Here is a 22,077-nt window from a genome sequence, read left to right as displayed (position 1 = left end):
AAAAAACAACCAGACCTCATTATTCGCCGACGCTGATCTTCAGGCCAGCAGCTATTGCAAAGGGTGTAAGGGTCACTGCCAGGGCGGTCAGGCTCCCAAGCCACAGCAGATAACCTGTCGCCGGCATGCCCTGCAGTGCCGCCTGCAGGGCGCCACTGCCGAGAATCAATACCGGGATGTACAGAGGCAGGATCAGTAACGCCAGCAGCAAGCCTCCACGCTTCAACCCCACCGTCAGTGCTGCGCCCACTGCGCCCAGCAGGCTCAGCACCGGAGTGCCCAGCATCAATGAAGCCAGCAACACCGGCAGGCAGGCGGCAGGCAAGCCGAGCATCAAGGCCAGCAAGGGTGCAAGCAATACCAGTGCCAGGCCGGAAAAGGCCCAGTGTGCCAGCACCTTGGCCAAAACCAGAAGAGGCAGGGGGTGCGACGAAAGGACCCACTGTTCAAGGGATCCGTCCTCGAAATCACTGCGAAAAAGCCCGTCCAGCGAGAGCAGGACGGACAATAAGGCCGCTACCCAGACCAGCCCGGGAGACAAGGTTTGCAACAGATTTGTCTCAGGTCCCACGGCCAATGGGAACAGAGCAACGACGATGGCGAAGAACACCAGAGGATTGGCCAGCTCCGCCGGGCGTCGGAACAGCAAGCGCGCTTCACGGGCCAGCAATTGGGCAAAGACGCTCATGCCGCCCACCGCCCCAGATCCAGATCGCGGTAGCCGGAGGGCATACGGGTCAGCGTGTGGTGAGTGGTCAGGACCACCATGCCACCACGTTCACAATGATTGGCCAGGTGCTCCTCGAGCTGGGCCACCCCCTGTTTGTCCAGGGCGGTAAAGGGCTCGTCGAGGATCCACAGCGGCGGGCCGTCCAGATACAGCCGGGCCAAGGCCACACGACGCTGCTGGCCGGCGGACAGGGTGTGACAGGCAACGTCCTCGAAGCCGCGCAGGCCGACGGCCGCCAGAGCCTGCCAGATAGCGTCGCGCGTTGCCGGCTGGTGCAAGGCACAGAGCCAGTTGAGGTTTTCCTCGGGGGTCAGGACATCCTTGATGCCGGCGGCATGGCCAATCCACAGCAGGTTGCGCGCCAGTTCGGCGCGCTGGGCATGCAAGGGCTGGCCATTGAGCAGCACCTGACCGCTGGTGGGTTGCATCAGGCCGGCGAGCAAACGCAGCAGGCTGGTCTTGCCACTGCCGTTGGGGCCACTGATCTGCACCATGTCTCCGCCGGTCAGACGCAACTCCAGGTGTTCAAACAGCATCCGCCAGTCGCGCTCACAGGCGAGTGCTACGGCTTCGAGAAGAGGGCTGGTCAAGGGATGGTGGGCCTTTACGGGTTCAAGTCGGCAGTGGAGCGGCCGTTAAAGGGATGCAGGATAAATGCATTGGCGGCCTGTTCTAGAGAGCTGCGTCAAACATTTGCAATGTTTTCCCCACTCCCCCAAAGACGGGCGGCATTATACATGCGAAGCCCTACTCTCAAGAGGGCTAATTTCCACAGGTTGTGTCCGAATGACTGGCGAAATAAACATCCTGCCACTGCCCCAGGCGCCGGCTCCCGGCCCCTCGCGCCCTCAGCCGATCAGCGGCGAACTGCTCAAGCTGGTGCCGCCACTGGAAGGCTTGATTGCCGCCGGTCAGAGCGCCAAGGCTGAAGTGCTGTCGCTCAAGCAGACCGACCAGACCTTCCAGCTGTTGCTCAAGGTGACCCTGGACAACGGCCGGCAAACCACCGTGCAAGCCACCAGCAGCCAACCCTTGCCCCAGGGCACCAGCCTGGCGGTGATCCAACCTTCGGCCGGCAACCTGGCGATCACCGTGCAGCAGGCCATTGCCTCCAGCGTCGCCGCCCTGACGCGCCTGGATACCAGCCAACTGCCCGCCGGCACCCTGCTCCAGGGCAAGGTGCTGACTACCCAGCTCCTGCCCCAGGGCAGCAATCAGCCGGCGATCTACCGTTCCCTGGTGAGCCTGCTCAACACCGCGCAAAGTGGCGCCACCTTGAGCATCGACAGCCCGCAGCCGCTGCGTATCGGCAGCCTGCTCAGCGCCCAGGTCGCGGATGCACAGACCCTGAACTTCGTCCCTCTGGGCAACCGCCAGGAACAACTGGCCATCGCCGCACAACTGGCCAGCCAGCAAAGCCGCCAGGGTTCCCTGAACGGACTGATCAACCTTCTGCAGAACCTGCCCGCCGACAGCGAACTGGCCACTTCCTCCGCCGACCTGCGGGCCGCCGTGGAGCGCTTGCTGGCCGGCCTGCCGGACCATCAGCAGCTGAGCACCTCGCGCGGCGTGGCCCAGGCTCTGCTGGGCAGCGGCCTGTTTCTGGAAGCCAAGCTGCTGGCCGGCACCAATCCCGGTCAGACGCCAGACCTGAAGGGCGACCTGCTACGCCTGATCGCCCAGTTGACCCCGGGACTGCCCTCCTCCAGCAGCTTCAATGCGATCATCGCCGCCAACACCCTGGCGCAATCGCTGCCGAGCTTCGTGCGCAGCGCCCTGGGCACCCTCGGCCAGGTCAGCGCCAAGACCTCACCCAGCGGCTTCCCGCTGCCGGCACGGCTGCTGCAAAGCCTGGAGGGCGAAGGCGATCTGGAACACTTGCTGCGCCTGGCCGCCGCTGCGGTATCACGCCTGCAGAGCCATCAACTGGCGAGCCTGGAACAAAGCGGCCAGACCGACGATGGCCGGCAACTGACCACCTGGCAGCTGGAAATTCCCATGCGCAACCTGCAGGACATCGTGCCCTTGCAGGTCAAAATGCAGCGCGAAGAAGCGCCGGAGCCTGAGCCGCAACAAAAACGTGAAGAGCGAGAATCCAAGCAGGCCTTGTGGCGGCTCGATCTGGCCTTCGACCTGGAGCCCCTGGGCCCGCTGCAGGTCCAGGCTCAACTGATTCAAGGTCGGCTGTCCAGCCAGCTGTGGGCCGAACGCCCCTACACCGCGAGCCTGATCGAAAGCCACCTGGGCAACCTGCGCGAACGCCTGCTGGCTTCAGGGCTGGATGTCGGTGACCTGGACTGCCACCTGGGCATCCCGCCCCAGGGCCCGCAAACCCGATTGGAACAACGCTGGGTCGACGAAACCGCATGAAGCACACACCTCCTCCACGCCAGGCCATTGCCCTCAAGTACGACGGCCAGCAAGCCCCGACCCTGACCGCCAAGGGTGACGATGAACTGGCCGAAGCCATCCTGAAGATCGCCCGGGACTATGAAGTGCCGATCTATGAGAACGCCGAGCTGGTGAAGCTGTTGGCGCGCCTGGAGTTGGGCGAGAGCATTCCACCGGAGCTGTACCGGACCATCGCCGAAATCATCGCCTTCGCCTGGAACCTCAAGGGCAAGTTTCCGGCCGGGCATGATCCGCATCAGGTGGAACTGGAGAAAGACATCACCGAGCGCGGTGACGATTATTGAAGAGAAGCCGCGGTAAGCGCTAAGTCGCAAGCCTCCCTCGGGAAGCTTGCGACTTGTGGCTAGCCTTTGTGCAGCTTGCTGACCAGCTCCGCCTCGGCCTGGGTCAGGCCGCAGGACTGGGTCAACTCGTCGACACTGGCGCCCATGCCCACCAGGCGCGCGGCCTGGGCGAAGGACAGGCTGGAGGGGTCACGCTGCTCCAGTTGGGCCAGTTTGTCCGGCAACGGCGCCACCACCGCTCGCAGCTCGTGCAGATCCTCGCCCATGCGCACCGTACCGTTCTGGTAATGATCGACGCGCTTGGCCAGCTCCTTGATCCGCTGGTCGCGCACGGCATCGCCTTCGGCCTGCTGGGCAGCGATCTGCCGCTGATTGCGGGTGTACGACAGGAATAGCGCCACAGTGGCGACCCAAAGGATCGCCAGGACAATCACCGCTACCTCGAGGATCAATCAGATACTCTCCAGTTCCGACCATTCCTCTTCGCTCATCATCTTGTCCAGTTCAACCAGAATCAGCAGTTCGCCGTTCTTGTTGCAGACACCCTGAATGAACTTGGCCGACTCTTCGTTACCGACATTCGGCGCGGTCTCGACTTCCGACTGACGCAGGTAAACCACTTCCGCCACGCTGTCGACCATGATCCCGACCACTTGCTTGTCGGCTTCGATGATGACGATCCGGGTGTTATCGTTGACTTCGGTCGGCACCAGGCCGAAACGCTGACGGGTATCGATCACGGTGACCACATTGCCCCGCAGGTTGATGATCCCCAGCACATAGCTGGGAGCACCCGGTACCGGAGCGATCTCGGTGTAGCGCAGGACTTCCTGAACGCGCATCACGTTGATGCCGTAGGACTCGTTATCCAGCTTGAAGGTGACCCATTGCAGGATCGGATCTTCGGAACCCTGTGCAGACGACGACTTATTCATACCCTGACCCCTCAAAAAACCGTTGAAAACGGCGTGTGTTCTGTGTGGCCACGTCCGACGGACGTAGCCTGTTGTTGGTTTACTTCGGCTTGTGGGCCGCTTGACTGATAGCCATCTGCTTGGCGCCACCGGTGGCAATCAACTCGGCCAGTTCAGCAACGTCAAGCAAGGCGCACATATGCTCAATCACCGTGCCGGCCAGCCACGGACGCTGGCCACGATGACTGCGCCACTTGATTTCGTTGGGGTCCAGGCGCAGGGAGCGACTGACCTGATGCACTGCCAGCCCCCACTCGTAGCCCTGGACCGAGATCACATACTGCAAGCCCTGGCGAAAATCATCACGGTAGCGATCCGGCATGACCCAGCGAGCGGTATCCAGGACTTTCAGATTACCGGCCTGGCTCGGCAGGATGCCGAGGAACCATTCCGGCTGGCCGAACAGCGGTGTCAATTCCTGCCCTGCCAGGGAATAGATCGACCCCAGGCACACCAACGGCACTGCCAGGGTCAGGCCGGCGACATCGAACAACAGGCACTCGAAAGGTTCGGCCGCCCAGCTGGGACGGTCGCTACCGGAAACCGGAGGCGGTGTATTGTTCGGCGGCAGATGAACTTCCACCAGTGGCGGCACCAGGGCCTGGAGCATTGGCACCACCGGCGAGATCGAACTCGGCAAGGGTTCCGGCGCCTCCATTACCGCAGGTGCAGGTGCAGGTGCAGCATCCCGGACAGCAGGTGCCGCCTGGTGCTGGGCCTGTGCGTCCCGCGCCTGCTCTTCCAATACTGCAGCCTGGAACTCATCCAGCACTTCGCTGGAAGCCGAGGATATTACCGGCGGGACCGGCGGAGCAACCTGGACCGGAGGCTCCGGTAGCTGTTCCTCTTCGGTAGCATCCTGCAGCAAAGCGTCCAGGTACGACTGCAGCGCCAGCTGAGGCCGGCTCTTGATATCCAGAGGACGGTTCATGAGGATGCCCACGCAAAAACCCCGATACAGTGATCTGTAGGGGTTATCGGCCGAGCGGTCGAGTGACTTGAATAGCGCTTCACGTCAAGCCACCTGCGCCACGAGTTGTTGGGCCAGCAGATGCTTGAGCAAGGCCTTGTAGGCCAGTACACCGCGGCTCTTGCCATCGAACTGAGATGGGGTGACCCCTGCCCGACTGGCATCCCGCAAGCGGGTATCCACCGGGATATAGCCCTGCCAGATTTCGTCGGGAAACTTGTCCCGCAGAATGCGCAGAGTGCCCAGGGAAGCCTGGGTCCGGCGGTCGAACAGGGTCGGCACAATGGTGAACGGCAGCGGCTGCTTGCGCGAGCGATTGACCATCGCCAGGGTGTTGACCATGCGCTCCAGCCCCTTGACCGCCAAGTGCTCGGTCTGCACCGGGATCACCAGCTGCTGGCTGGCCGCCAGGGCGTTGACCATCAACACACCGAGCAGCGGCGGGCTGTCGATCACCGCGTAATCGAAGTCCTGCCACAGCTGTGCCAGGCTCTTGGCGATCACCAGGCCCAAACCACTCTGCCCCGGTGACTGACGCTCAAGGGTGGCCAGGGCGGTGCTCGACGGCAACAGTGAAATGCGCTCATGGCTGGTGCCCAGCAACAACTGGCCCGGCAGGTCCTGGGGCACATTGCCCTTGTGCAGGAACAGGTCGTAGCTGCTGTGCTCCAGGCTGTCCGGGTCATAGCCGAAGTAGCTGGTCATGGAACCGTGGGGGTCGAGATCGACCACGACCACGCGCTTGCCCGCCTCGGCCAGCAAACCGGCTAAAGCGATGGAACTGGTGGTTTTACCGACACCACCCTTTTGATTGGCAACTGCCCAGACTCTCATTCGGTTTGTTCCTCCCGCCCGGCCACAGCGGGGCGAGACATAGCGCTAAGTTATAAAGCGGGTGACGGAGAATTGACGGCGCTTCCCTGTACCGGCGTTTTCACTGGGGTTGGTGCAGTTTGTGTGCCAGCACGCTTGAGTGCCGCATCCGGTGTCGCGTTGGCGGTTCCGGTACCGGTCAGGCTGCGACGCACATCCAGGTTGCGCGACACCACCAGCACCACCCGGCGATTGCGCGCCCGGCCTTCGGCGGTGGCATTGTTGGCCACCGGCTGGAACTCGCCATACCCCACCGAAGCCATTCGCGCGGGGTTCACCCCCTGCATCGCCAGCATCCGCACGATGCTCGCCGAGCGGGCCGAAGACAACTCCCAGTTGGTCGGGTACTGCGCGGTCTGGATCGGCAGGTTGTCGGTGAAGCCTTCGACATGAATCGGGTTGTCGAAGGGTTTGAGGATCTTCGCCACCTTGTCGATGATGGTGAACGCCTGATCGCTGGGCATGGCATCGCCGCTGCCGAACAACAGGCTGGAGTTGAGTTCGATCTCCACCCACAACTCATTGCCACGCACAGTCATCTGGTTGGAGCTGATCAGGTCGCCAAAAGCGGCGCTGATGTCATCGGCGATGCTTTTCAGCGGATCACTGCCACCGGAAATGCCGGCGTCGGTCTGTTCGCTGTCCTTGACCAGCGGCTTGGCCGGGGTCACGGTCTTGGGCCGCTCGTCACCGATGGGAATCGGCTTGAGACTGCGATCGGAGTCGGTGAAGACCCCGATCAAGGCTTCGGAAATCACCTTGTACTTGCCCTCGTTGATCGAGGAGATGGAGTACATGACCACGAAAAACGCGAACAGCAAGGTGATGAAGTCGGCGTAGGAAACCAACCAGCGTTCGTGGTTGACGTGTTCTTCTTGCTGGCGACGACGAGCCATAATCAGTCCATGAAGCCTTGCAGCTTCAACTCGATGGAGCGAGGGTTTTCGCCTTCGGCAATCGACAGAATGCCTTCGAGCAACATTTCCCGGTAACGGGACTGGCGCAAGGCAATGGCCTTGAGCTTGGCCGCGATCGGCAACAGCACCAGGTTGGCGCTAGCCACACCGTAGATGGTGGCGACGAAGGCCACGGCGATACCACTGCCCAACTGCGACGGGTCCGCCAGGTTGCCCATCACGTGGATCAGGCCCATCACCGCACCGATGATGCCGATGGTCGGCGCATAACCGCCCATGCTTTCGAAGACCTTGGCAGCCTCGATATCGCGGCTTTCCTGGGTGTAGAAGTCCACTTCAAGGATGCTGCGGATGGCTTCCGGCTCGGCACCATCGACCAACAGCTGCAAGCCTTTGCGCGAATAGGTGTCAGGCTCGGCGTCCGCCACGCCTTCCAGGCCCAGCAGGCCCTCCTTGCGCGCGGTCAGGCTCCAGTTGACCACCCGATCGATGCCCCCGGGCAGGTCCACCCGAGGCGGAAACAGAATCCACACCAGGATCTGCATGGCTCGCTTGAAGGCGCTCAACGGCGACTGCAGCAAGGCCGCGCCGATGGTCCCGCCGAGCACGATCAGTGCCGCCGGGCCATTGGCCAGGGCCGACAGGTGCCCCCCTTCCAGGTAGTTGCCGCCAATGATGGCGACAAACGCCATGATGATCCCGATAAGGCTGAGCACATCCATCAGAGACAGGCCTCGACCAGATGCCGGCCGATGTCGTCCAGGCTGTACACCGCGTCCGCCAGATTGGCTTTGACGATGGCCATGGGCATGCCGTAGATCACGCAGCTGGCTTCATCCTGGGCCCAGACCGCGCTGCCGCCCTGCTTGAGCAGACGCGCGCCTTCACGACCGTCAGCGCCCATACCGGTCAGCACCACCGCCAGAACTTTGTCGCTGTAGGATTTGGCTGCAGAGCCGAAGGTGATGTCCACGCACGGCTTGTAGTTCAGGCGCTCGTCGCCGGGAAGAATCTTCACCGCGCCACGACCGTCGATCATCATCTGCTTGCCGCCCGGCGCCAGCAGCGCCAGGCCTGGACGCAGGATGTCGCCATCCTCCGCTTCCTTGACGCTGATCCGGCACAGCTTGTCCAAACGCTCGGCAAAGGCCTTGGTGAAGGCCGCGGGCATATGCTGAATCAGCACGATAGGTGCCGGGAAGTTGGCCGGCAGTTGGGTCAGGACCCGCTGCAGCGCCACCGGGCCACCGGTGGAAGTACCGATCGCCACCAGCTTGTAGGCCTTGCGCTTGGGCGCCGGCGATGCCGGGCCGGCAGCCGGTGCAGGAGCACGGACTGGAGCAGGCGCAGGCGCCGGACGACTGCCGCCAAAACTCGACGGCGCCGGAGCCGGTGCAGCCGGTTGCGGCGCCGGGGCGCTGTAGCTGCTGAAACGGCGATTACTGCGCGAAATGCTGTGGACTTTCTCGCACAGCAGTTGCTTGACCTTCTCGGGATTGCGCGAGATGTCTTCGAAATTCTTCGGCAGGAAATCCACAGCCCCGGCATCCAGCGCATCGAGGGTCACTCGAGCGCCTTCGTGGGTCAGGGAAGAGAACATCAGGACCGGCGTCGGGCAGCGCTGCATGATATGCCGCACTGCGGTGATGCCATCCATCATCGGCATCTCGTAGTCCATGGTGATCACGTCCGGCTTGAGGGCCAGGGCCTGATCGATCGCCTCTTTACCATTGGTCGCCGTACCGACGACCTGGATATTCGAATCCGCTGAAAGAATTTCCGAGACGCGGCGGCGGAAAAAACCCGAATCGTCCACCACCAGGACTTTGACTGCCATAAACACTCCGTTAGGTGGGGCGAGGCCAACCGCCCCTCCCCGCCGAATCAAATACGCCGTGCGGCGTAACGCTTGAGCATGCTCGGAACATCGAGAATCAGAGCGATGCGGCCGTCACCGGTAATGGTGGCGCCGGACATGCCCGGGGTTCCCTGAAGCATTTTGCCCAAGGGCTTGATGACCACTTCTTCCTGGCCGACCAGTTGATCGACGACAAAGCCGATCCGCTGGGTGCCCACAGAAAGGATCACTACGTGGCCTTCACGCTGCTCTTCATGAGCGGCGGAACTGACCAGCCAGCGCTTGAGGTAGAACAGGGCAACGCCTTGTCACGCACGATCACCACTTCCTGGCCATCCACCACATTGGTGCGGGACAGATCGAGGTGGAAAATCTCGTTGACGTTGACCAGAGGGAAAGCGAACGCCTGGTTGCCCAGCATCACCATCAGGGTCGGCATGATCGCCAGGGTCAACGGCACCTTGATGACGATCTTCGAGCCCTGGCCCTTGGTCGAGTAGATGTTGATCGAGCCATTGAGCTGGGAAATCTTGGTCTTCACCACGTCCATGCCCACACCACGGCCGGAGACGTCGGAGATCTCGGTCTTGGTGGAGAAGCCCGGGGCGAAGATCAGGTTGTAGCACTCGGTGTCGCTCAGGCGGTCGGCCGCGTCCTTGTCCATCACGCCGCGCTTGACGGCAATGGCTCGCAGAACGTTGGGGTCCATGCCCTTGCCGTCGTCGGAAATCGACAGGAGGATGTGGTCACCTTCCTGCTCCGCCGCCAGCACGACTTTGCCGCCACGGGCCTTGCCCGAGGCTTCGCGCTCTTCCGGCGACTCGATGCCATGGTCCACCGCGTTGCGCACCAAGTGCACCAGCGGATCGGCCAGGGCCTCGACCAGGTTCTTGTCGAGGTCGGTTTCTTCCCCCACCAGCTCCAGGTTGATCTCTTTCTTGAGCTGTCGGGCCAAGTCGCGAACCAGACGCGGGAAGCGCCCGAACACCTTCTTGATCGGCTGCATGCGGGTCTTCATCACCGCGGTCTGCAGGTCGGCCGTCACCACGTCCAGGTTCGACACGGCCTTGGACATGGCTTCGTCGCCGCTGTTGAGCCCCAGGCGCACCAGACGGTTACGCACCAGAACCAGCTCGCCCACCATGTTCATGATTTCGTCCAGGCGCGCGGTATCGACCCGCACCGTGGTTTCTGCTTCGCTGGCAGGCTTTTCCGCTGGTGGCGCAGCTGCGGCACGAGCCGGTGCCGGCGCTGCAGCCGCTGCCGGTTTTGGCGCCTCAGCCTTGGCTTCGGGCTTCTTCGCCACGGGCTTGGCGACGGCGGTGCTGGTTGCAGCAGCCGGTGCCGCGGCAACAGCCGCTGCCGGTTTGGCCGCACCCGGAGCTTCAGAGAACTTGCCCTTGCCGTGCAGCTCATCGAGCAGGGATTCGAATTCGTGATCGGTGATCAGGTCGCTACCGGCTGCGGCGGCGCTTGGCGCCGGCGCGGCAGGCACCGCGGCCACTGCTGACTCCAGTGCGTCCACGGCAAAGTTGCCCTTGCCATGCAACTGGTCCAGCAGGGCTTCGAATTCGTCATCGGTGATTTCGTCGCCCGCCGCGGCAGCACCAGCGGCAGCAGGAGGCGCTGCGGTGGCTACGGCATCGGGTGCGAACTGCCCCTTGCCATGCAGTTGGTCCAGCAGGGACTCAAACTCAGCATCGGTGATCTCGTCGCTGGCGGGCTCGCCCTCGGCCACCGGTGCGGCAGCAGGTGCGGCTTCGGCGTCGGCCTTGGCGGCATTCAGCGAGTCGAGCAAGAGTTCGAATTCGTTATCGGTGATGTCCCCTGACGGAGCCTGCGCCGCAGGCTCGACAACGGCTTCGGCCACTTCTTCAACCACCGGCGCTGCAGGTTCGGCACCGGCAGGCTCAGCCAGGCGCGCCAAGGCGGCCAGCAGCTCAGGCGTCGCGGCAGTAATTTCGGTGCGCTCACGGACCTGGCCAAACATGCCGTTCACCGCGTCCAGAGCCTCAAGCACCACGTCCATCAGTTCCGAGTCGACCCGCCGCTCACCCTTGCGCAGGATGTCGAAGACGTTCTCGGCGATGTGACAGCACTCCACCAGCTCATTGAGCTGGAGGAAGCCGGCGCCCCCTTTAACAGTGTGAAAACCGCGAAAAATTGCATTGAGCAAGTCCGCATCATCTGGCCGGCTTTCCAGCTCGACCAGTTGTTCGGACAGTTGCTCTAGAATCTCGCCGGCCTCAACCAGGAAATCCTGAAGGATCTCTTCATCGGCGCCGAAGCTCATTAATGGGTGCTCCTAGAATCCAAGGCTGGAAAGCAAATCGTCTACATCGTCCTGACCGGACATAACGTCTTCCCGTTTATCGGCATGAATCTGCGGACCTTCACCCTTGGCGAGATGTTTTTGCGGATCTTTTTCAGCGAGGATCGATTCACGGTCATGTTCGATGCCAGCGAAACGATCGACCTGACTGGCCATCAAGACGAGTTTGAGCAGATTGCTTTCGACTTCCGTGACCAACTGGGTCACACGCTTGATCACCTGACCGGTCAGGTCCTGGTAATCCTGCGCCAGCAGAATGTCGTTGAGGTGGCCCGAGACGGTGCGGGTTTCCTGCTCGCTGCGCGTCAGGAAACTGTCGACCCGGCGTGCCAGTTCGCGAAACTCTTCAGCGCCGACCTCGCGCCGCATAAAGCGCCCCCAGTCTGCGCTCAAGGCCTGGGCTTCAGTGCTCAGGCCATTGACCAACGGAGTGCTGATCTCTACCAGATCCATGGTGCGGTTGGCGGCGGCTTCCGTGAGCCGGACCACATAGGACAGGCGCTCAGTGGCATCCGTGATCTGTGAAACTTCCTCGGCTTGCGGCATGTGCGGGTCAATCTGGAAATTGACGATCGCGCTATGCAGCTCGCGGGTGAGCTTGCCCACTTCCTGATACAGGCCGCGGTCACGGGTCTGATTGAGCTCATGGATCAATTGCACCGCTTCGCCAAACCTGCCCTTTTCAAGGCTTTCGACCAGTTCCAGCGCATGTTTTTTCAGGGTCGACTCAAAGTCGCCCAGTGAAGATTCGTTATGCTCCATAGCTCCCCCGTGGCGGAATGGCTACGTACATCAACCGATGCGTTCGAAGATCTTTTCGATCTTCTCTTTCAACGCCTGAGCCGTGAATGGTTTGACGACATAGCCGTTTACGCCGGCCTGGGCCGCTTCGATGATCTGCTCGCGCTTGGCTTCAGCAGTCACCATCAATACCGGCAGGTGCTTGAGTTTTTCATCGGCACGCACGTGGCGCAGCAGGTCGATACCGGTCATGCCCGGCATGTTCCAGTCCGTTACCAGAAAGTCGATGCTCCCGCTGTTGAGTACCGGAATGGCGGTAGTGCCATCGTCGGCCTCGACCGTGTTGGTGAAACCCAGATCACGCAACAGGTTTTTTATGATCCGCCGCATCGTTGAAAAGTCATCAACGATGAGGATTTTCATGTTCTTGTCCAATTCGACCTCCAAGCAGTCTTAAACGCATCCAGCACCTGAACGCGCCATTCAATCAATTCGGCATAACACACAACGACTGCATGGAGCACATACTGCAAGACCGGTGCAGCGCTTGCTTCACCGGTCCTGATCGCAGTGTCCCCACACTGCCTGTCAGCGCGCTCGCCACTCCCCCAAACGCCCCCGCAAGCGGGCTGCGCACTGGCTGTGTAACTGGCTGACCCGCGACTCGCTGACCCCCAGGACCTCACCGATTTCCTTGAGGTTCAGCTCTTCGTCGTAGTACAGCGCCAACACCAGTCGCTCGCGCTCCGGCAAATTGGCAATCGCATCCGCCAACGCAGCCTGGAAGCGTTCATCCTCCAGGTCCCGTGACGGCTCGAGATGAGCACTGGCGCCATCCTCATGCAGCCCTTCATGTTCGCCGTCCTGCAACAGATCGTCGAAACTGAACAGGCGACTGCCCAAGGTGTCGTTCAAAATCCCGTAATAATCGTCGAGACTCAATTGAAGTTCGGCCGCAACTTCGTGATCTTTAGCGTCGCGACCGGTTTTAGCTTCAATTGCGCGAATGGCATCACTGACCATGCGCGTATTACGGTGCACCGAACGCGGTGCCCAATCGCCTTTGCGAACCTCGTCGAGCATCGCCCCACGGATACGGATACCCGCGTAGGTTTCGAAACTCGCCCCCTTGCTCGCGTCGTACTTGGTCGACACTTCGAGCAAACCGATCATTCCGGCCTGAATCAGGTCTTCCACCTGAACACTGGCCGGCAACCGCGCCAGCAGGTGATAGGCAATACGCTTGACCAGTGGCGCATAGCGCTCGATCAATTCGTATTGGCTGTCACGTGCCGACTTCTTGTAGAGGTTGTAGCCGCTGGCAGTCATAGCACCGGTCCCGCTGTTTGATGCACTAGGCGCTCGACAAAAAACTCCAGATGCCCGCGTGGGTTCGCCGGCAACGGCCAGGTATCGACTTTTTGCGCGATGGCCTTGAACGCCAATGCACACTTCGAACGAGGAAAGGCTTCATAGACCGCACGCTGCTTTTGCACGGCCTTGCGTACGCTTTCGTCGTAGGGAACTGCGCCGACGTATTGTAAGGCCACGTCCAGGAAACGATCCGTGACCTTGGTCAATTTTGCAAACAGGTTGCGCCCTTCCTGAGGACTCTGGGCCATGTTGGCCAAGACCCGGAAACGGTTCATGCCGTAGTCGCGGTTGAGCAACTTGATCAGCGCGTAGGCGTCGGTGATGGAGGTCGGTTCATCGCAGACCACCAGCAACACTTCCTGGGCTGCGCGGACGAAACTGACTACCGAGTCACCAATGCCCGCAGCGGTGTCGATCACCAGTACATCGAGATTGTCGCCGATGTCGCTGAAGGCCTGGATCAGGCCCGCATGCTGGGCAGGACTCAGGTGCACCATGCTTTGGGTGCCCGAGGCGGCCGGAACGATGCGAATGCCGCCAGGCCCCTGGAGCAGCACGTCGCGCAGCTCACAGCGCCCTTCGATGACATCCGCCAGGGTGCGTTTGGGGGTCAGACCCAGTAGGACATCGACGTTGGCCAGTCCCAGATCGGCGTCCAGCAGCAAGACCCGCCGACCGAGCTCAGCCAGAGCCAGGGACAAGTTCACTGACACATTAGTCTTGCCGACGCCACCTTTGCCGCCGGTCACCGCAATCACCTGTACGGGATGCATGCTGCCCATGTTCTTTCTTTACCTTGTCTTACTTAGACGGGGCCACATAACTGGCTGCGCGTTCACCATTGGAACAATGCATGGCAGACCATCGATGTAGATACACTGCAATCTATTCATGTCTACCTCAGCCGACCCGCTTGGTCGGGCTGTGATAGAGGTCAGCGAACATGTCGGCCATGGCTTCTTCGCTGGGTTCTTCCTGCATCTGCACACTGACAGCACGACTCACCAACTGGTGACGGCGAGGCAGATGCAAATCGTCGGGAATCCGTGGGCCATCGGTGAGATAGGCCACTGGCAATTCGTGACTGATGGCCAGGCTCAAGACCTCGCCAAGACTAGCTGTTTCATCCAGTTTCGTGAGGATGCAACCGGCCAGACCGCAGCGCTTGTAGCTGTGGTAGGCAGCCGTCAGCACCTGCTTCTGGCTGGTGGTGGCAAGCACCAGGTAATTCTTCGCCCGAATCCCACGACCGGCCAGGCTTTCCAGTTGCATGCGCAACGCCGGGTCGCTGGCTTGCAGGCCGGCGGTGTCGATCAACACCACGCGCTTGCGCAGCAGCGGGTCCAGGGCTTGAGCCAGGGACTGACCAGGATCGACATGGGTCACCGACACATTAAGGATGCGCCCCAGGGTCTTGAGCTGCTCCTGGGCGCCAATACGGAAGCTGTCCATGCTCACCAGGGCAATGTTCTGTGCGCCGTACTTGAGTACATAGCGCGCTGCCAGCTTGGCCAGGGTGGTGGTCTTGCCCATGCCGGCAGGACCGACCATGGCAATCACCCCCCCTTCTTCGAGTGGCTCGACTTCCGGGGTCTGGATCATCCGCGCCAGGTGCGCCAGCAACATGCGCCAGGCCTGCCGGGGCTCGTCGATTTCGCTGATCAGTGCCAGCAGGTCGCGCGCCAGCGGGCCGGACAGGCCGATGCGCTGCAGGCGACGCCAGAGGTTGGCCTGCTCCGGGCGGCTGCCCTGCAACTGGCTCCAGGCCAGGGAGCCCAACTGCACTTCCAGCAGCTCACGCAGACCGTTGAGTTCGAAACGCATGGAGTCCAAGGCCCGGTTATCGGGCGCCGGAGCAACAGGAGCCGGGGCCGGACGCGGACGCTCGGTCAGGGTCGGCTCGATCAGCGGCTCGGCGGCAGTCAACGGCAGACCGGCGAACAACTGGCGATTGGTGATCGAGGCACTGTCGCCCTCGCCCCGCAGGCTCAGTTCGGCCTGGGCGGTGACGATACGCGACTGGGTCTTGCGCAACTCGTCTTCAAGTTCCATGTTCGGAACCCGCGGCGACAAGGCTGACAACTTGTAATCCAGGGCAGCCGTCAACTCGACGCCCCCGGCAATCCGCCGGTTGCCGATAATGGCGGCTTCAGCGCCCAACTCATCACGAACCAGTTTCATGGCCTGACGCATATCGGCGGCGAAAAAACGCTTAACTTGCATAACCCACTACCTCAGCCGTTGGGCCCTACTGTCGCAACGATGGTCACTTGCTTGTTGTCGGGAATTTCCTGGTACGCCAGCACATGCAACCCGGGAACGGCGAGACGCCCGAACCGCGAGAGCATGGCGCGGACCGGACCCGCTACCAACAGAATCACCGGTTGACCTTGCATCTCTTGACGCTGCGCCGCTTCGATCAGCGAACGTTGCAGCTTTTCAGCCATGCTTGGCTCCAGCAGAACGCCTTCTTCCTGGCCTTGTCCTGCCTTCTGCAAACTGCTGAGCAAAATTTGTTCCAACCTTGGCTCCAAGGTAATCACAGGCAGCTCAGACTCAGTACCTACAATGCTTTGGACGATGGCGCGAGACAAGCCGACCCGAACCGCGGCAACCAAAGCGGCAGTATCTTGACTCTTGGCGGCATTGTTGGCGATCGCCTCGGCAATGCTGCGGATGTCCCGTACCGGCACCTGTTCGGCCAGCAGCGCCTGCAACACCTTGAGCAACTGCGACAACGACAGCACACCCGGCACCAACTCCTCGGCCAGCTTCGGCGAACTCTTGGCCAGCACTTGCAGCAGCTGCTGCACCTCCTCGTGACCAATCAGCTCGCTGGAGTGCTTGTACAGAATCTGGTTCAAGTGGGTGGCGACCACGGTACTGGCGTCCACCACGGTGTAGCCCAGGGACTGCGCCTGAGGCCGCTGGCTGATTTCGATCCACACCGCCTCCAAGCCAAAGGCCGGGTCACGGGCCGAGATACCGTTGAGGGTGCCGTAGACCTGCCCGGGGTTGATCGCCAGTTCGCGATCCGGATAGATCTCCGCCTCCGCCAGGATCACCCCCATCAGGGTCAGGCGATAGGCACTGGGGGCCAGGTCCAGGTTGTCACGGATATGCACAGTGGGCATAAGGAAGCCCAGGTCCTGGGACAACTTCTTGCGCACACCCTTGATCCGCGCCAGCAGTTGCCCGCCCTGGTTGCGATCCACCAAAGGAATCAGGCGGTAGCCAACTTCCAGGCCGATCATGTCGATCGGAGTCACATCGTCCCAACCCAGCTCCTTGGTCTCCATGGCCCGAGCCGGAGAAGGCAGCAAGTCTTGCTGACGCTGGACTTCTTCCTGAGCCTTGACCTTGACCAGGTTCTGCTTTCTCCAGAGCAGATAAGCCGCACCACCGGCCACTGCCGCCAGGCTGAGGAAGGAGAAGTGCGGCATGCCCGGCACCAGCCCCATCACCGCCATCAGGCCCGCAGCCACTGCCAGCGCCTTGGGCGAAGCGAACATCTGCCGGTTGATCTGCTTGCCCATATCTTCGGAGCCCGAAGCACGAGTCACCATGATGGCGGCCGCGGTGGACAGCAGCAGCGATGGCAACTGCGCCACCAAACCGTCACCGATGGTCAGCAAGGCATAGACCTTGCCGGCGTCGGCAAAGGTCATGTTGTGCTGGAAGATACCGACCGCCATGCCGCCGATCAGGTTGATGAAGAGGATCAGCAGGCCGGCGATGGCGTCGCCGCGAACGAACTTGCTGGCACCGTCCATGGAGCCGTAGAACTCGGCCTCCTGGGCCACTTCCAGACGGCGCAGCTTGGCCTGATTCTGATCGATCAGGCCGGCGTTGAGGTCGGCGTCGATGGCCATCTGTTTGCCGGGCATGGCATCCAGGGTGAAGCGCGCGCTCACCTCGGAGATCCGTCCGGCACCCTTGGTCACCACCACGAAGTTGATGATCATGAGGATCGCGAAGACCACGATACCCACGACATAGTTACCGCCGATCACCACCTCACCGAAGGCCTGGATCACCTTACCGGCGGCGGCATGGCCTTCCTGACCGTGGAGCATCACCACCCGGGTCGAGGCCACGTTGAGTGCCAACCGCAACAAGGTGGCTACCAGCAGAATGGTGGGGAACACCGCGAAATCCAGTGGTCGCAGGGCGTACACACAGACCAGCAGGACTACGATCGACAGGGCGATGTTGAAGGTGAAGAACACATCCAGCAGGAACGCCGGCACTGGCAGCATCATCATGGCCAGCATGACCAACAGCAGCACAGGTACACCCAGGTTGCCTCGACCGAGGTCAACCAGGTTACTGCGAGCCGTGTTGATTAACTGAGAGCGATCCACCGATTTACCCCGTTCCGTAAAGCAAACTTTTGACGCCTGAAGCGGCTCGGGGCTGCTACTGCAAGAAGCCTTCCAACTTTGCCAAAGCGGCGCAATCCCATCCTTGACCAGGAAGAACCGGGCTACCGGCGAACAAGACCGCAGGACCACCATTGTCGGCTAGCGAAGCGCCCTGGGTCAGCTGCAAGAAACAAGGTTACAAGGCGAAATAATGGCAATTAGCCATTTTTCTGACGAAAGCAGGACGCACTCGTTGGCAAGCCAGGCCCTGCATGCCTACAGCTACACAGGCTCGATGGGGCCGCCCGAGGATTGCTTGCCGCCAGTGTCGCGCCGCAGATCCGCCGGAATCGGCAAGTCCTTGAGCGGGTCCGGACGCTTGCCCTTGCCCGCGCGGTGCTGGCGGATCTGATAGACGTAGGCCAGGACCTGCGCCACCGCCAGGTACAGGCCCGCAGGGATTTCTTCTTCAAGCTCAGTGGAGTAATAGATGGAACGCGCCAAAGCCGGCGACTCCAGCAGCATCACTTCATGGGCCACGGCAATCTCGCGGATTTTCAGGGCCAAGAAATCACTGCCCTTGGCCAGCAACACCGGAGCCCCACCCTTCTCGGCGTCATACTTGAGGGCAACGGCGTAGTGAGTCGGGTTGGTGATCACCACGTCAGCCTCGGGAATTGCCGCCATCATCCGCCGCTGAGACATCTCGCGCTGGGTCTGGCGAATCCGCTGTTTGACCTCAGGACGACCTTCCTGGTCCTTGTGCTCGTCACGCACCTCCTGCTTGGTCATCAACAACTTCTTATGGGCCTGGTAAATCTGCACCGGCACATCCACCGCCGCGATCAGGATCAGCCCGCACGCCATCCACAACGTGCTCCAGCCCACCACCTGGACGCTGTGGATGATCGCCAGTTCAAGCGGTTCGTGGGCAATGCGCAGCAGATCATCAATGTCCGCCGACAGCACCGAAAGCGCCACGAACAGCACCAGGCCGAATTTGGCCAGGGCCTTGAGCAGCTCGATCAACGCATTGGTGGAAAACATCCGCTTAAGACCACTAGCCGGATTCATCCGACTGAACTTGGGCGCCAGACTCTTGCCCGCGAACAACCAGCCCCCGAGGGAAATCGGCCCGATGATGGCCGCCAGCAGCAAGGTCAGCAGCACCGGCTGCACCGCCAGGATGGCGATCTTGCCCGAGTGCAGCAGGTACTGCCCCATGGCTCCCGGGCTGAGCAGCACCTCCCGGGGCAAGGAGAAATTCAGACGCATGATTTCCAGCAGGTCCTGGGCCAGACCACCGCCATATACCAGCAGACCGCCCGCCCCTGCCAACATGACGGCCAGGGTATTGAGCTCCTTGGAACGGGCAATCTCACCCTTTTCCCGGGAGTCCTTCTTGCGTTTCTCCGTGGGGTCTTCTGTCTTGTCCTGACCGCTCTCGCTTTCTGCCATGGCTCAACGCGCCTTTGCCAGTTCGCGTAAAAACTGCAGGGCCTCGGAGGCCAGCGGTTGATACTGATTGAGAATGTCAGCCAGGCTGACCCAGACAATGCCCATGCCGAGCACCAGCGTCAGGGGAAAGCCGATGGAGAAGATATTCAATTGCGGGGCGGCTCGGGTCATCACGCCAAAGGCGATGTTGACCACCAGCAGCGCGGTGATCGCCGGCAGTACCAGCAACAGCGCAGCCCCCATGACCCAACCGAGCTTGCCCGCCAGCTCCCAGTAGTGGTTGACCATCAGGCCACCGCCCACTGGCAGGGTGGTGAAGCTTTCGGTAAGGACTTCAAAGACCACCAGATGGCCGTTCATGGCCAGGAACAGCAGGGTCACCAGCATGGTGAAAAACTGCCCGATCACCGCCACCGAGACGCCGTTGGTAGGGTCGACCATGGAAGCGAAGCCCATGCCCATCTGGATCGCCACGATCTGCCCGGCGATCACAAAGGACTGGAAGAACAGCTGCAGGGAAAACCCCAGCACCGCACCGATCAGAATCTGCTCGGCAATCAGCAGCAGGCCGCTGAGATCCAAGGCACGCACTTCGGGCATGGGCGGCAGGCCCGGGACTATGACCACGGTAATCGCCAGGGCGAAATACAAACGCACGCGACGCGGCACCAGAGTGGTACCGAATATCGGCATCACCATCAGCAGCGAGGTGACCCGGAACAGCGGCAACATGAAGCTCGCCACCCAGGTACTGATCTGAGTGTCGGTCAGCGCCAACAGGGACATCGGCTCAGCCGATCAGCTGAGGAATACTGCCGTACAACTGACGGATGTATTCCATGAAGGTTTGCACCAGCCAGGGACCGGCGACAATCAGGGTCACCAGCATCACCAGCAAGCGCGGCAGAAAGCTCAGGGTCTGTTCGTTGATCTGGGTGGCCGCCTGGAACATGGCCACCATCAAGCCCACCAGCAGGCTGGGCACCACCAGCACTGCCACCATCAGGGTGGTCAGCCAGAGGGCTTCGCGAAACAGGTCTACCGCGACTTCAGGAGTCATTGTCGAGCACCCGCAAACAAGGTTTTAAACACCACCGAAACTGCCCGCCAAGGTGCCGATGATCAGGGCCCAGCCATCCACCAGAACAAACAGCATGATCTTGAACGGCAAGGAAATGATCAGCGGTGACAGCATCATCATGCCCATGGCCATCAGCACACTGGCAACCACCAGGTCGATGATCAGGAACGGGATAAAGATCATGAAGCCGATCTGGAAGGCCGTCTTGAGCTCCGAGGTGACGAAGGCCGGCACCAGGATGGTCAGCGGTGCCTGGTCGGGGCTGGCAATGTCGGTGCGCTTGGACAGGCGCATGAACAACTCCAGGTCACTGCTGCGAGTCTGCGCCAGCATAAAGTCCTTGATCGGCACCTGAGCCTTGGCCACCGCCTCCTGGGACGTGAGTTTTTCCGCCAGGTAAGGCTGCAAGGCATCCTGGTTCACCCGGTCGAACACCGGAGCCATGATGAACATGGTGAGGAACAGCGCCATGCCGGTGAGGATCTGGTTGGACGGCGTCTGCTGCAGACCCAGGGCCTGACGCAGGATCGAGAAAACGATGATGATCCGGGTGAAGCTGGTCATCAGCATGACGAACGCCGGGATGAAACTCAGCGCGGTCATGATCAACAGGATCTGCAGGCTGACCGAGTATTCCTGCTGACCGTCGGCATTGGTGCCCAGGGTAATCGCCGGGATCGACAACGGGTCGGCCGCCAGCGCCAGCGGCGCCACCAACATCAGTGCCAACGTCAAGATGATGCGCAACGGCATTACTTCTTATCCTTATGATCCTTGCCCAACAGCTCCATCAGGCGCTGGGCAAACTCGGGCGTCGCCTGCTCGGCACTGGGCACCTGCACCGGTTCTTTGAGTACATGCAGCGGGGTGATGGTGCCCGGGGTCAGGCCCAGCAGAATCTGCTCGCTGCCCACTTGCACCAGCACCAGGCGATCGCGCGGCCCCAGGGCCCGGGAGCCGATCAACTCGATCACCTGCCCCTTCCCGGCGGGACCGGCCTGCTGCACCCGGCGCAGCAGCCAGGCGAGGAAGAAAATCAGCCCGATCACCAGCAGCAGGCCCAGCACCAGCTGGGTCAACTGCCCGCTGACACTGCCCACTGCCGGGGCTGCAGCCGCAGCTGTCACCGCCGACTCTGCAGCCAGGGCGCCCAGGGGCAAACCGAGCACGACCACGCCAAGCAGCTTGTTCACTTAGCGCAGCTTCTTGATGCGTTCGCTGGGGCTGATCACGTCAGTCAGGCGAATACCGAACTTTTCGTTGACCACCACCACCTCGCCATGGGCGATCAGGGTGCCGTTGACCAGCACATCCAGCGGCTCGCCGGCCAGGCGATCAAGCTCGATCACCGACCCCTGGTTGAGCTGCAGCAGGTTGCGGATGTTGATGTCGGTGCTGCCCACTTCCATGGAGATCGATACCGGGATATCGAGAATCACGTCCAGGTTGGGACCGTCGAGCGTGACCGGCTCATGGCTCTTGGGCATGCTGCCGAACTCTTCCATCTGCAAACGCCCGGAGCCGGATGCGGCGCCTGCATCGGCGGCCAGCAAGGCGTCGATATCGGCCTGGCCGGCATCACCGGTTTCTTCCAGTGCAGCAGCCCATTCATCGGCCAGTGCCTGGTCGTCCTGGGAGTTAATTTCGTCAGCCATCTTGGGTCCTCGACGGGCAAAAATTCATTGAACAGCAAACAGGTTGGAGCGCCG

23 protein-coding genes and 1 pseudogene are annotated in these 22,077 nt (G+C 61.5%); 2 read left to right on the top strand and 22 right to left on the bottom strand.

Features of this window, described 5'->3' with window-relative positions:
* Positions 1-19: 19 nt before the first annotated feature.
* Together ccmB and ccmA are read right to left on the bottom strand one after the other, a co-directional pair.
* Positions 20-688 (bottom strand): heme exporter protein CcmB, encoded by a 669-nt coding sequence (ccmB, locus tag LOY69_RS08445; protein WP_102864110.1) that lies wholly within the window; start codon positions 686-688, stop codon positions 20-22.
* On the bottom strand, positions 685-1,320 hold the full coding sequence (gene ccmA, locus LOY69_RS08440) for a cytochrome c biogenesis heme-transporting ATPase CcmA (RefSeq protein ID WP_102878871.1): 636 nt from the start codon (positions 1,318-1,320) through the stop codon (positions 685-687). Before ccmA ends, ccmB begins: the two co-directional genes overlap by 4 nt.
* Positions 1,321-1,516: 196 nt before the next feature.
* Between ccmA and LOY69_RS08435 the strand changes: the two genes are divergently transcribed.
* Together LOY69_RS08435 and LOY69_RS08430 are read left to right on the top strand one after the other, a co-directional pair.
* Positions 1,517-3,100, top strand: a complete 1,584-nt coding sequence (locus LOY69_RS08435; protein WP_102878870.1) for a flagellar hook-length control protein FliK — start codon at positions 1,517-1,519, stop codon at positions 3,098-3,100.
* A complete protein-coding gene (locus LOY69_RS08430; RefSeq protein ID WP_102878869.1) occupies positions 3,097-3,426 on the top strand; it encodes an EscU/YscU/HrcU family type III secretion system export apparatus switch protein in 330 nt (109 codons plus the stop codon). Before LOY69_RS08435 ends, LOY69_RS08430 begins: the two co-directional genes overlap by 4 nt.
* Positions 3,427-3,485: 59 nt before the next feature.
* Here LOY69_RS08430 and LOY69_RS08425 read toward each other — a convergent pair whose 3' ends face one another.
* The 20 genes and pseudogenes from LOY69_RS08425 to fliN all read right to left on the bottom strand — a co-directional run bounded on the left by LOY69_RS08425 (position 3,486) and on the right by fliN (position 22,023).
* Positions 3,486-3,878 (bottom strand): DUF2802 domain-containing protein, encoded by a 393-nt coding sequence (locus tag LOY69_RS08425; protein ID WP_016965424.1) that lies wholly within the window; start codon positions 3,876-3,878, stop codon positions 3,486-3,488.
* A complete protein-coding gene (locus LOY69_RS08420) occupies positions 3,879-4,361 on the bottom strand; it encodes a chemotaxis protein CheW (protein WP_011060011.1) in 483 nt (160 codons plus the stop codon). It abuts the gene before it with no gap.
* 79 nt (positions 4,362-4,440) lie between these two features.
* Positions 4,441-5,331 (bottom strand): CheW domain-containing protein, encoded by an 891-nt coding sequence (locus tag LOY69_RS08415; RefSeq protein ID WP_265074376.1) that lies wholly within the window; start codon positions 5,329-5,331, stop codon positions 4,441-4,443.
* A gap of 84 nt (positions 5,332-5,415) precedes the next feature.
* Positions 5,416-6,204 carry a ParA family protein gene (locus LOY69_RS08410; protein ID WP_102864003.1) on the bottom strand — a complete coding sequence of 263 codons (789 nt, stop codon included), beginning with the start codon at positions 6,202-6,204 and terminating at the stop codon, positions 5,416-5,418.
* A 50-nt stretch (positions 6,205-6,254) separates the two neighbouring features.
* Positions 6,255-7,142 carry a flagellar motor protein MotD gene (gene motD / locus LOY69_RS08405; protein ID WP_371826159.1) on the bottom strand — a complete coding sequence of 296 codons (888 nt, stop codon included), beginning with the start codon at positions 7,140-7,142 and terminating at the stop codon, positions 6,255-6,257.
* Positions 7,142-7,882, bottom strand: coding sequence for a flagellar motor protein (locus LOY69_RS08400; protein ID WP_102864005.1), 741 nt, complete (start codon positions 7,880-7,882; stop codon positions 7,142-7,144). Before LOY69_RS08400 ends, motD begins: the two co-directional genes overlap by 1 nt.
* Positions 7,882-8,997 (bottom strand): protein-glutamate methylesterase/protein-glutamine glutaminase, encoded by a 1,116-nt coding sequence (locus tag LOY69_RS08395; RefSeq protein WP_102864006.1) that lies wholly within the window; start codon positions 8,995-8,997, stop codon positions 7,882-7,884. Before LOY69_RS08395 ends, LOY69_RS08400 begins: the two co-directional genes overlap by 1 nt.
* Before the next feature lie 47 nt (positions 8,998-9,044).
* Positions 9,045-11,311: pseudogene (locus LOY69_RS08390) on the bottom strand (chemotaxis protein CheA).
* Between the two features lie 12 nt (positions 11,312-11,323).
* Positions 11,324-12,112, bottom strand: coding sequence for a protein phosphatase CheZ (locus tag LOY69_RS08385; protein ID WP_102864008.1), 789 nt, complete (start codon positions 12,110-12,112; stop codon positions 11,324-11,326).
* Between the two features lie 30 nt (positions 12,113-12,142).
* Positions 12,143-12,514: a chemotaxis response regulator CheY gene (locus LOY69_RS08380; RefSeq protein WP_003183998.1), complete on the bottom strand. Its 372-nt coding sequence runs from the start codon at positions 12,512-12,514 to the stop codon at positions 12,143-12,145.
* Positions 12,515-12,679: 165 nt separating this feature from the next.
* Complete coding sequence (gene fliA, locus LOY69_RS08375; protein ID WP_011060003.1) at positions 12,680-13,420, bottom strand: RNA polymerase sigma factor FliA; 741 nt, start codon at positions 13,418-13,420, stop codon at positions 12,680-12,682.
* Positions 13,417-14,247, bottom strand: a complete 831-nt coding sequence (gene fleN / locus LOY69_RS08370; RefSeq protein ID WP_016963180.1) for a flagellar synthesis regulator FleN — start codon at positions 14,245-14,247, stop codon at positions 13,417-13,419. Before fleN ends, fliA begins: the two co-directional genes overlap by 4 nt.
* A gap of 118 nt (positions 14,248-14,365) precedes the next feature.
* A complete protein-coding gene (flhF, locus tag LOY69_RS08365; RefSeq protein WP_102864009.1) occupies positions 14,366-15,688 on the bottom strand; it encodes a flagellar biosynthesis protein FlhF in 1,323 nt (440 codons plus the stop codon).
* Between the two features lie 11 nt (positions 15,689-15,699).
* Positions 15,700-17,829: a flagellar biosynthesis protein FlhA gene (gene flhA / locus LOY69_RS08360; RefSeq protein WP_102864010.1), complete on the bottom strand. Its 2,130-nt coding sequence runs from the start codon at positions 17,827-17,829 to the stop codon at positions 15,700-15,702.
* 282 nt (positions 17,830-18,111) lie between these two features.
* Complete coding sequence (gene flhB, locus LOY69_RS08355; RefSeq protein WP_110595161.1) at positions 18,112-19,287, bottom strand: flagellar biosynthesis protein FlhB; 1,176 nt, start codon at positions 19,285-19,287, stop codon at positions 18,112-18,114.
* A gap of 3 nt (positions 19,288-19,290) precedes the next feature.
* Entirely contained in the window at positions 19,291-20,073 is a 783-nt protein-coding gene (gene fliR, locus LOY69_RS08350) for a flagellar biosynthetic protein FliR (RefSeq protein WP_102878865.1), read from the bottom strand.
* A 4-nt stretch (positions 20,074-20,077) separates the two neighbouring features.
* Positions 20,078-20,347, bottom strand: a complete 270-nt coding sequence (gene fliQ, locus LOY69_RS08345) for a flagellar biosynthesis protein FliQ (protein WP_102864013.1) — start codon at positions 20,345-20,347, stop codon at positions 20,078-20,080.
* A gap of 24 nt (positions 20,348-20,371) precedes the next feature.
* On the bottom strand, positions 20,372-21,121 hold the full coding sequence (fliP, locus tag LOY69_RS08340; RefSeq protein WP_102864014.1) for a flagellar type III secretion system pore protein FliP: 750 nt from the start codon (positions 21,119-21,121) through the stop codon (positions 20,372-20,374).
* Complete coding sequence (fliO, locus tag LOY69_RS08335; protein WP_265074375.1) at positions 21,121-21,561, bottom strand: flagellar biosynthetic protein FliO; 441 nt, start codon at positions 21,559-21,561, stop codon at positions 21,121-21,123. The genes fliP and fliO overlap by 1 nt, the downstream gene beginning before the upstream one ends.
* Entirely contained in the window at positions 21,562-22,023 is a 462-nt protein-coding gene (gene fliN, locus LOY69_RS08330) for a flagellar motor switch protein FliN (protein WP_102864016.1), read from the bottom strand.
* Positions 22,024-22,077: the final 54 nt, after the last annotated feature.

Origin of the sequence: Pseudomonas sp. B21-059 (assembly GCF_026016285.1) — a bacterium.
Taxonomy (GTDB): domain Bacteria; phylum Pseudomonadota; class Gammaproteobacteria; order Pseudomonadales; family Pseudomonadaceae; genus Aquipseudomonas; species Aquipseudomonas danubii.
This window is presented reverse-complemented; position numbering and strand designations above follow the sequence as displayed.